Source organism: Luteimonas endophytica (assembly GCF_029887875.1).
Taxonomy (GTDB): Bacteria; Pseudomonadota; Gammaproteobacteria; order Xanthomonadales; family Xanthomonadaceae; genus Luteimonas; species Luteimonas endophytica.
The window spans coordinates 78,046-88,252 of record NZ_JARXRM010000010.1; the positions used below are offsets into that span (position 1 = coordinate 78,046).

At 63.5% G+C, this 10,207-nt stretch carries 8 protein-coding genes and 1 pseudogene; 3 read left to right on the plus strand and 6 right to left on the minus strand.

The window, feature by feature from the left end:
• Window positions 1–31: 31 nt before the first annotated feature.
• The gene (locus QFW77_RS02000; protein ID WP_280572537.1) at window positions 32–871 is read right to left on the minus strand and encodes a universal stress protein; all 840 of its coding nucleotides are present in this window, start codon (window positions 869–871) and stop codon (window positions 32–34) included.
• A 204-nt stretch (window positions 872–1,075) separates the two neighbouring features.
• Between QFW77_RS02000 and QFW77_RS02005 the strand changes: the two genes are divergently transcribed.
• Entirely contained in the window at window positions 1,076–1,798 is a 723-nt protein-coding gene (locus QFW77_RS02005; RefSeq protein ID WP_280572538.1) for a murein L,D-transpeptidase catalytic domain family protein, read from the plus strand.
• Between the two features lie 133 nt (window positions 1,799–1,931).
• Here QFW77_RS02005 and QFW77_RS02010 read toward each other — a convergent pair whose 3' ends face one another.
• Window positions 1,932–2,255, minus strand: coding sequence for a hypothetical protein (locus QFW77_RS02010; RefSeq protein ID WP_280572539.1), 324 nt, complete (start codon window positions 2,253–2,255; stop codon window positions 1,932–1,934).
• Window positions 2,256–2,539: 284 nt separating this feature from the next.
• The gene (locus QFW77_RS02015) at window positions 2,540–3,019 is read right to left on the minus strand and encodes an OsmC family protein (protein WP_280572540.1); all 480 of its coding nucleotides are present in this window, start codon (window positions 3,017–3,019) and stop codon (window positions 2,540–2,542) included.
• Between the two features lie 452 nt (window positions 3,020–3,471).
• Here QFW77_RS02015 and QFW77_RS02020 point away from each other — a divergent pair, with 452 nt between their 5' ends.
• Window positions 3,472–4,971: an FAD-dependent monooxygenase gene (locus tag QFW77_RS02020; protein ID WP_280572541.1), complete on the plus strand. Its 1,500-nt coding sequence runs from the start codon at window positions 3,472–3,474 to the stop codon at window positions 4,969–4,971.
• 587 nt (window positions 4,972–5,558) lie between these two features.
• Here the strand turns inward: QFW77_RS02020 and QFW77_RS02025 are convergent.
• The 3 genes from QFW77_RS02025 to QFW77_RS02035 form a co-directional block, all read right to left on the minus strand.
• A complete protein-coding gene (locus QFW77_RS02025) occupies window positions 5,559–7,424 on the minus strand; it encodes a hypothetical protein (RefSeq protein WP_280572542.1) in 1,866 nt (621 codons plus the stop codon).
• Window positions 7,402–7,857: a toxin-activating lysine-acyltransferase gene (locus QFW77_RS02030; RefSeq protein WP_280572544.1), complete on the minus strand. Its 456-nt coding sequence runs from the start codon at window positions 7,855–7,857 to the stop codon at window positions 7,402–7,404. The genes QFW77_RS02025 and QFW77_RS02030 overlap by 23 nt, the downstream gene beginning before the upstream one ends.
• A gap of 108 nt (window positions 7,858–7,965) precedes the next feature.
• Window positions 7,966–8,889, minus strand: coding sequence for a hypothetical protein (locus QFW77_RS02035; protein WP_280572546.1), 924 nt, complete (start codon window positions 8,887–8,889; stop codon window positions 7,966–7,968).
• Between the two features lie 1,181 nt (window positions 8,890–10,070).
• On the opposite strand from QFW77_RS02035, the pseudogene QFW77_RS19005 reads away from it, so the two are divergent.
• Window positions 10,071–10,207: pseudogene (locus QFW77_RS19005) on the plus strand (DUF1153 domain-containing protein); the annotation flags it as partial.

Sequence of the window (10,207 nt, forward strand, 5' to 3'; positions counted from 1 at the left end):
GGCTTGGGCGAGCGACCCTTGCAGGCTGGGCTCAGTGCGAGAACAGCACCGGCACCGGCGCCGAGATCAGCAGTTCGCGGGTCACCCCGCCCATCACCCACTCGCGGGTGCGCGAGTGGCCGTAGCCGCCGGCCACGATCAGCTGGGCCGGCATCTGCCGGGCGTGTTCGATCAGCACCGAGCTCACCGTCCGGCCGCCGGAGGACAATTCGACCACGCTGGCGTCGATGTCGTGCCGGGCGAGGTGGCGTGCGACGTCGGCGCCCGACTGGTGGCCGTCGTCGCGGCCCTGCTTCGGGTCCACCACCACCACGTCGACGCGCTCGGCCTGCGCCAGCAGCGGCAGGGCGTCGTGCAGCGCGCGGGCCGCCTCGCGCCGCGGGCGCCAGGCCAGCAGTACCCGCCTGGCCGGCATCCGCGTAGCGCAGGAAGGCGGCACCATCAGCACTGGGCGACCCGATTCGAGCAGCAACTCGCCGAAGTAGCGGTGCGCAGGCACGCCTTCGGCGGTGTCGCCATGCGGGCCCGCGAGCACCACCAGGTCGCTGGGATGGGCGGCGTGCGCGGCGGTCCGCTCCGGACCGAAGAACAGCGACTCGACCAGCCGGACCTCATGCCGCACCCCGGCCTGCTCCAGCTGGGTCCGATAGCGGGCCGCGTTGGCCGCACCCTGCTCGCGCAGACGGCCGAACAGCTGTCCGATCGCCAGATCGGGCGAGGCGCCGAACGGGCCCACCGGCGGCGTCGGCAGGTGCACCGTTTCCAGCAGCGTCAGGTGGGCCTCGAAGTCGCGCGCGAAATCGATGGCGAAGGCGATCGCGTCGCGATCGCCCGGGGATCCGGTGACGGGAAGGAAGATATCCCTGTACATGGCTCGCTCCTCGCTGGCGATAGGGGGCCATTGGGCCACGATCAGAGACGCGATGGGTTGATCTGGGTCAACGTCCGGCCGCGCCCGGGGCGGTGGCCGTGCAGCAGCACCGACCCGCCCGGCAGGAGCAGCGACCCCAGGCTGCTGAACGAATCCCCGCGACACGGTCGACGCTGGGGCTGCGGCCGGCCTAGACTCCTTACGATGTCTTCCCCGCTGCTCCTGTTCATGGCGCTCGCGGCGGCCGCAGCCGTGCCGCCCGCCGCCGCGACCGACAGCGCGCCGCGGCAACGCAGCCAGGAAAACGGTACCGGACTGCTCGCCGCGCTGCGGACCGCCGCGCCCGATGCCGATCCGCGCGTGCTGGAACTGGCGCTGCGCGCGCGCGCCTGCGCGGTGCGCCGCGGCGCCGCCAGCGCCGACGCTCGACTGGCCGTGATCGACTATTCGCGCCGGTCGACCCAGCCACGGCTCTGGGTCTTCGACCTCGAGCAGCCCAGCCTGCTGTACCTCGAACACGTCGCGCACGGCCGCAACAGCGGTGGCGATCTCCCCGACGCGTTCTCCAACCTCGAGGGCAGCTACCAGTCGAGCATCGGCCTGTTCACCACCTCCGAGGCGTACCACGGCGGCAATGGTTATTCGCTGCGCATGGACGGGCTGGAGCCGGGCGTGAACGACGCCGCCCGCTCCCGCGCCATCGTCATGCACGGTGCGTCGTACGTGGACCCGGAACAGGGACGCAAGCAGGGTCGGCTGGGACGCAGCCTAGGCTGCCCGGCGCTGCGCCCGGTGGTGGCGCGCGAAGTGATCGATACCCTCAAGGGCGGCCATCTGCTGTTCGCCTACTACCCAGACCAGGCGTGGCTGCGGCGCTCGCGGTTCCTCGCTTGCGAGGCCGGCGGCAACGCCCCGGGCGCGGGCTGAGAGCCGCGGGCAGTCAGGCTCCCGGAGGAGCGGGCGAAGGCCACGGGAGCTTCGATCAGGCGGGCGGTGATCCCGCGCCCGATCACCACGCCGGCTTTCGCGTGCATCGCAAGCTCCTACGGTGGTCAGGCGCCTAGGGTGCGCTTCGCGCGCTGCGCGATATCCGCAGGGCCACAGCCGCCACCCCCACCAGCGCGGCGATCGCGACCAGCTGCCAGCGATAGCGGCGCGCCGCCTCCGCGGCGTGCCGCCCGGCGATGCGGCCGTGGTTCTGCACGGCGTCGCCGGCGTCGGCGAGGCGGAACTGCAGCGCCGTGCGCTGCCGGCGCAGTTCCCGCATCAACCGCCGCGCGCGCAGGCCGCCCTCGTCGGCAGCGGCGTCGATCATCCGGTCCACGCGCAGCAGCAGCGCGCGCGCATCTTCGCGGAGGGTCTGGTCGGGGTGTGTCTGCATCATGAACAACTCCAGTCCTGAATTCAGGGAGCGACCGGCGCGCGACCCGCCCGTCTGGCGGCTCGACGCCGCCTGGCTGGGCTAGCTGCGCGCGGGGGCGCGCAGCTTCCGTTTCGCTGCGGGCGCGACCTGTCGCATCAACTGCCTCATAGCATGCCCGAGTCCGTGGAAAGGCGCGATGAATCGGCCGTGCCGGTCCCGCGCGATCGGCTGGAAAGCGTCGCCGGGAAGCGACTGCCGGGCGGCGCCGAACCACCCGCTCCCGGCCGAGCGCGGCGGATTCGTGCTCAGGCCCCGGCTTCGAAGCTCCTGTCGCCCAGCAGTACGTTGCCGTGCGCATCGCGCACGGTCACGCCCACGTCGATGCCCTCGCGCACGCTCTGGGTGACGATGCAGAACTGCTCGAACTGCTCGAGGATGCGCTCCAGGTGCTGGTGCGCCTCCTCGCCCTCGGCCAGCTGGATCTCGACCTCGGCCTGCGGGATCCGCCAGCGACCCTCGGGGTTGCGCACCGGCGCGGCGGTGATCTCGGCGCGCACCGCGCCCGGCTGGTTCTTGTACTTGCGCAGGGCGAACACCAGGCTCGCCGACAGGCAGTTGGCGATCGCCGCCAGCAGCAGCCGCGCCGGGTCCGGTCCGCGGCCCTCGCCCAGCGGCGGCGGCTCGTCGCCGAGCAGCGGTTCGAGCGCGTCGCCCTCGAAGCGGATCCGGAACGCGTAGCCGTCCTCCTGCTCCAGGATCACCTTGACCGGCCGGTCTTCGCTCATGCGCGCTCTCCGTCGACGGGTGGGATCGGCGCGGCGCGTCGGCCATGGCGCCCGGCCAGGTGCGGCTGCGGGCGGGCCGGAGTTTGAGTCGGCCAGCGGAAACGGGCTGCTGCGCCCGGCGATGGTGTGGCCAGCACGAACACGCCGAACAATCGGCCGCTTCGCGCTCGGCGACCTGGCGACTCTGCGCCGGGCGCGGCAACCGTTGTCCCACATCGCCCCGCTTCAACATCTTATACCACCGGGGGCTTGCGGCAAGCCCACTGCTCTGTTGCCAAATCGCCGACCCGAACAAGCCCGCGAAAAGGGAGCGGCGACATGACGATCATCCAATCCGTACACGTGCGGTGCGCGGGCGTTGCATCCACTTTCGGTCCCGCGGCGCGGCGGCGCATCGACAGCGCCACGCGTGGCGAGTCGGCAGGCCACGCCGCACCGACCGGAGCCCATCGATGAGCGGCCATGCGGTGGTGATCGCCGGCGGCGGTCCGACCGGGCTGATGCTGGCGGGCGAGCTGGCGCTGGCCGGCGTGGACGTGGCGATCGTCGAGCGGCGCGCCAGCCAGGAGCTGCCTGGCTCGCGCGCCGGCGGGCTGCACGCGCGCACAATCGAAGTCCTCGACCAGCGTGGCATCGCCGGGCGGTTTCTGGCCGAGGGGCAGGTCGCCCAGGTCGCCGGCTTCGCTTCGGTGACCCTGGACCTCGGTGGTTTTCCCACCCGCCACCCCTACGGGCTGGCGCTCTGGCAGAAGCACATCGAGCGGATCCTCGCCGGCTGGGTGGAGGAACTCGGGGTGCCGATCCTGCGCGGGCGCGAGGTCAGCGGATTCGTGCAGGACGGGACCGGCGTCGAGGTGCGGCTGGCCGACGGCGGCACGCTGCGGGCGCAGTACCTGGTCGGCTGCGACGGCGGCCGCAGCCGGGTCCGCAAGGGCGCCGGCATCGCCTTCCCGGGCTGGGACCCGACCGTCAGCCACCTGATCGCCGAGGTCGAGATGACCCAGACGCCGGAGTTCGGCGTCCACCCGAACGCCTACGGCACCCACGCCTTCGGCCGGTTGCAGTACGAGATCCGCGACGGCCAGGTGATCTACGCCGACGAGGGCCCGGTCAGCGTGATGGTGACCGAAGCGCGCACCGGCGCCACCGCCGAGCCCACCCTGGGCGACCTGCGCGAGGCGCTGGTCGCTGCCTGCGGCACCGACTACGGCGCGCACAGCCCCGCCTGGATCTCCAGGTTCACCGATGCCACCCGGCAGGCCGCCGCCTATCGCGATAGGCGCGTGCTGCTGGCCGGCGACGCCGCCCACGTGCACGCTCCGGACGGCGGACAGGGCCTCAACACCGGCGTGCAGGACGCGGTCAACCTCGGCTGGAAGCTGGCCCAGGTGGCCAAGGGGATCTCGCCGGAGGCGCTGCTCGACAGCTACCACGCCGAGCGCCACCCGGTCGCCGCCCGGGTGCTGCGCACCACCATGGCCGCGGTGGCGCTGCGCCGCCCGGACGAGCGCACCACCGCGCTGCGCGAGACCGTCGCCGAACTGCTGGGCATGGACCAGCCGCGCAGGCACTTCGCGGCGATGCTCTCCGGGCTCGACATCCACTACGACCTGGGGCCCGGCCACCCACTGCTCGGCCGGCGCATGCCCGACCTGGACCTGGATACCGCCAACGGCGAGCTGCGGCTCTACACCCTGCTGCACGACGCCAGGCCCGTGCTGCTCAACCTCGGTCCGCCCGGCGGCATCGACATCGCTCCGTGGGCGGACCGGGTGAAACCGGTCGACGCCAGCTACGGCGGCCGCTGGGAGCTGCCGGCGCTGGGGGAGATGCCGGCCCCGGGCGCGGTCCTGATCAGGCCCGACGGCTACGTGGCCTGGGTGGGCGAACAGACGCGACAGGGGCTCACGGACGCGCTGGCCGCCTGGTGCGGGCCGCCCGCTGCCGGGTAGCGCGGCGTCGAACGAGCGAACCTTCCTTCGGAGCCGGCGAAGCGCGGGTCGAGCGCGATCGACACGCATACCGACTGTGGTGGGCCCACCAGGATTCGAACCTGGAACCAAGGGATTCGCGTGTCCCGAAGGTTTCCCCTCGGCGCGGACTATCTCTTCACCCTCCGCCGCATGGAGCGGCATGCGGCGGGTGGGGTGCGGGACGCTCGAGCCTGTGATCAAGGGCACTGCAGCCCCCAGGTAGTCTCTGCACCTTCCGGCGGTGTACCACCGGCTTGGCTCAGGGTTGCCACCGTCCGCGCCAGGCGCGCCGCTGAGGTTTCCCTGAATTCATCCCGTTCCCGTCCGCGCGTTACCGCGCGGCGGCACCTTTCGATGAGTCCCCTGCTCTAACCTTTGAGCTATAGGCCCGTGGGAGGGATCTTACCCACTACGGCCCGCCAATGGGCATCGCGGATGTACACCGGCCCCCTCGCACCTTCGAAGGCTGGGTGCCGCCCTAGCACGGGCCTGAAGCCGGCTGGTTGGTCCCGGCGCCCTGCCAGGCCTGTTGAGCACGGACCGCACGGCGAAGCGGAACTCGCCAACTAGCAGTAGCGTACCGTCATCGCTGGAATTGATACCGTTGCCTTACCGATGCGAAACTGTTGACACTCTTTGTAGTTTATTTGAGATTCTTGAACCGGAATTGACGCGTGCCAAATATCTTGTTCCAAATCGTGCTCAAGATGGGAAATGTCGGAGCGTCTCAGTCGAGAATCAAACAAAACCAGGTAATCCAATGCCGCAGGCCCTTCGAACCATAGCCAAAGAGCGCGTGTGAGGACATGGCGACATTGCAGAGCGCTGGATCCGTTTGAATAAGTGCTTGCAACAACGATAAACTCGGTGGGCAATCGACGCCAGTGACGACGCGCGACATTAATTTTTCGATTTATATACCGGGTTACGGTTTCTCGCGAAGTTTCTCTTCTTCCGAAACTATAAAACAGCTCATCGAGGAGCCGCCCTCTGTCCACTTCGATGCGGGGCTTTAGGTACCTGAGGGCTGTGGCCACATGAGCCCAGGGCACGTCAAGGCAGCGACCCTCTACAGACATGCGTATAGATGTGGGCATCCTCTGCCAAGTATCGAATTGACCGCCAATCCCAAAATTGCTCGCGCGCAATATATCTTCATACATCGATGCGCTATGAGACGTTTCTTTGCTCGCTGGGGAACCCTCACCCAGTTCATAAGTCACCTGGCGCTGCTGCTCTGATTGGAACCTGGCTTCTGTCAACTCGATAAGAGTACTGTTTAACTGGCAACTCGCTTCGGGCAGTCCCCATATGCGCCGCCATTCGCTCCTCCGCTCTTGTGCATGGACATTCGCAAGCTCATGGAACATTTCCAGGTGTTTCCCCTGATGAATGGGCCGCCCACAGTACTTATCGGAGAAGAAACACAGCGACTGCGCGAGACGAGCAATCGTCAGCATCTCATCCCCGAAACCAGGTGCGTGCGGAAGCACCCTCGCTCGCGACCAATCTCTCATGAGGTGGGCGTTGCCGAAATCGAGAAGCGCGCCACATACGGATATATTTGAAGAGAAAAAACCTCCATTGAAAAACCTGTGAGCTTGCCCAAAAGCAATCTGCTTCACGACTCGTTGAAGCAACTCGCGCAACCCGGGAAGTCGATCAAAAGGCGGAGGCTGCACATTGCCTGGATTGAACCGGGTTACGACAGCACGAGCACGCTGCGAGTCAGCAGCTTGAATATTCAAGAAACCGCACTTTCCTCGATGAAACATTGGCGCTCTTTCCATGTGAGCTAGTCGCAAAGCAGCAGGACGGATACTGATACCGCGCCGCACCTCTAGATCGAAGAGCTCTCTCGTGTTCTGGCTTGTGTAGAAAAGCCCCGTATCTATGATCCCGATCGTCGGTATCGCACCATGAGGAAACTCTTGAAACGCGAGTTCGGCATAGATGGCCTCGCGCATTGCCTCGGCGACTGAACAGCATCCGTGGGCATGGCCGTGCGTAGCTGCCTCCCCAACTAAAGGCGTGACTCCGATCCCTTTTGCTTGGAACGAGCCCATTGTTGCGACGCGTCCGCTGCCTCCATGGGGAGACATTCCGTCGGTACTTCCGTATCGATCCGCATACAATATTCGTGCAGCACCTCCAGTACCTTTCGGCAATGCTGATGTTCCGCAGGCAGACACATATGCAAATTCCTCAATGAGCCAACTGCAGATCTTGCGAGAAACGACCGGATCGCCCGTGTCAAAGCCACGCTCCAGGAACCACCGATCGTTTATCCACGCAACGCGTGCCGAACTGAGCTTATAGCCAACAAAGGGCACCAGCATTGCGGGACCAAAATCAGCAAGCTTTGGTAGATCTTGCTCCAGGCGGCCCACCTCTTCCGGGCTCAGCCCGTCACTTGACGTAGCCATTTGCACGTTTTTTTTGACGCCACGTGGACACCTTTCTGACCGCCCCATCCTCATTCCTGCGCAGCGATTGCGCCGTGGCCGCTTTCGGAAAGCTAGCTCGGGCCTCCCGCAGTAGGCCACGAACATTGCCGTTCACGCATACGAAATCCATGATCCAAAGCCGATCCCCTTCGTTCCATTCGCTAAAATGAAGAAGCACACTAGGATCATTCTTGAATCGATCTTCGACATCTGGGGCTAGATATGCCCAAGTCATATAGCCTGCAAGCACACCGGCTGAATCACGGAATATCTTGATCTGGCGCAGAAGAATTGCTGGCTCGATCCACTCCGGCATGCAGGCGACAGGATACTGACAATAGGTTGGGGACCTGCTCATAAGAACGCTAACAGCCCCCAACGCTTCCAAAGCCGTTTGATCAAACTCTATGAATCTCATTGCGCCGAACTATGATAGGAGAAATTTTTGCCGCAGATGAGCGGACTCGACCATGATCGATCACCCTCTTTACTCAAAAGCAGTCAAACCAGCGAGTGCTGATTGATCTTATCTAGCCGCTGGGTGCGCACAAAGCACAGGTGGAGCACTTAGAGCTGGGGAGTTTCTGTAGTACTTTCTGTAGGCCTCATTCGCCCAGCGCTCGGCCTCAATGACGCTGGAAGGTTCCAGCATTGGTTTTCCGTCCCAACTAGTACCGCCAATTTCAGCTTCCGCCAATCGATCCAGCGCAAGGGCGAAATCCCCTTCCGCACCTTTTCGTAGCAACCGATTCATTCGATAGCGCGCAGACATGTCGTTTCCGAAAACTCGCGAGACGGCAGAATTAGAATTGAGCGGGAGCTCCTGGACATATTTAACGATTCTCCAGTCTCCTCTCGAAAACGCCGCTTTCGAGTACTGTTCTGTTCGATCGTCTGAGTTATCGAAGCTCCACGAACCGTCTCTGGCGAGATGCAGAAAACACATTTGCGCATCGGGATCGCCACTGGCGGCGGCGGCATCGACAGATAATGCGTACTCTTGTTTCAACTCCTCGTTACTTCCGTCGCATTTCCTATCTTCTCCTTCAATGCTGAGGAGCTCATCTTCTCGACTATTCTGATAGGCAGAACACTCTTCATACTGCTCTACAAACTCTTCCATTCCAACGAGGGATTCGCAGTCTATAAGTAGCTGTTTCAAGCTATTTCCACGACTTCGATCGAAGAAACATTGTTGCGCCTGCCGAAATTCCTCAACGGTGCGCGCGTCAGCAAGAGATGCTTCAGTGGCCGGGGATGATGTCACAGGGATATCCAACACCGCGCTTCCGGGTGAGCCTTTTTGCCGGGAGCCTCGTGTCGGCTCCTTCGCGGTGGCCGACATCGGGGTGGGTGACGGGCGGACATCGCCAAAAGGCGCAAGGCGCGCGGCCAACAAAGTCAATAAGACCGCGGTGCCGGCAATTGTGTAGATTGACTTAGTTTTCATTCAAAGGCACCCAGGAGACCAATACAGATCTGGATAACTCGTTTTTCCACTTCCCGGCGTATAATCCACCCCAGGTTCTCCACCGCCTACCCAGCAACACAGGCCGCGTGTAGTGATGAATATAGCTGCGGTTATTGGGATCGCGCCGCTCATAATGAAGCGTATCTGGACGATCTATAGCTGCTAGTTTTTTTGCGAGCGGCTGCTCGGGATTGAACGAATCTCCCCCGCCTCCGCACCTCGCTCCGCGATCGGCGAGGTAAGCATTCCTCGTGGCTTCTCCTATCGCAACGGCATCGTTTGGCGCGCCGTTGTGTAGGTCCTCGGCCCCATGTTGGTGCGCATACTCATGCGCAATGGTCTTAATGAGCTCTGCCACCGTCGGTATGTTTCGCTTGAAGATGTACGTCGTTTTATCTGATCCCCGCCAAGTTGCTCCATTGATGATCCGAGAATAGCCTTCTGGAGCCACGCGACTTACCGTCGTTTTTACGCTGGGCGGATTCCCATTGCTCCGCCACCCATAACGATCCGTTATCCACGTTTTGTAGATAGCATTGGGACCCTTGTAGCCAGGCTGCCCGTATGCTTTTGCACAATGCAGCGCATGGAAAACTCTTCCAGCTTCTAGGTCCGTATAGTTTGCAAATGCATTTGGTGGAAGCCAAGGCACTATGGCTTCATGTGTATCGAATGTGAAACGAGTCCTCGAATTGTAGTGCCCCGTGACTGATACGGTAGGCATGTTACTAATGAACTCATTTGCTGGCGCGGGATCCGATACCGATAGAGTTGTGGCGAAGATCACCAGCTCGGCCGCTACAAGCTTGCGCATGATTACTGCCTCCTTGCTGCTCGTTGAACGGATCCCTCCTCACTGCAGAGTAGCACCCGATATGGGGCGAGCCAAGCCCACGCTAACGCGCTTCGCATGGCCTAGTTATCTGCAAGAAGTGATCTAACGATCTTGGGAATCGAGTTTCTGAAAGGTACTACAGCGCCTTATTTCGATAGGTATTTGCCCTAGCTTGACAAGCTTCTGCCGAATGAAACTGGTTATCGGCAGACGCGTACTGAATCTTCCGACAATGAAAGTCAGACTGTCCGCCTGCTCCCATCGGGAATAGGTGTAATGACCCAGTGATTTCCCGCTCAGGTGTAACCTTTCCAAGGAGACACGAATGGGCGCGGTAATGGAAGAAGAGATCAAGCGTTGGACGGCGCGGCGGAAGTCGGCGCTGGTGCTGGAGATCATCCAGGGCAAGACCACGGTGGCCGAGGCGAGCCGGCAGTTCGACCTGGCGCCCTCGGAGATCGA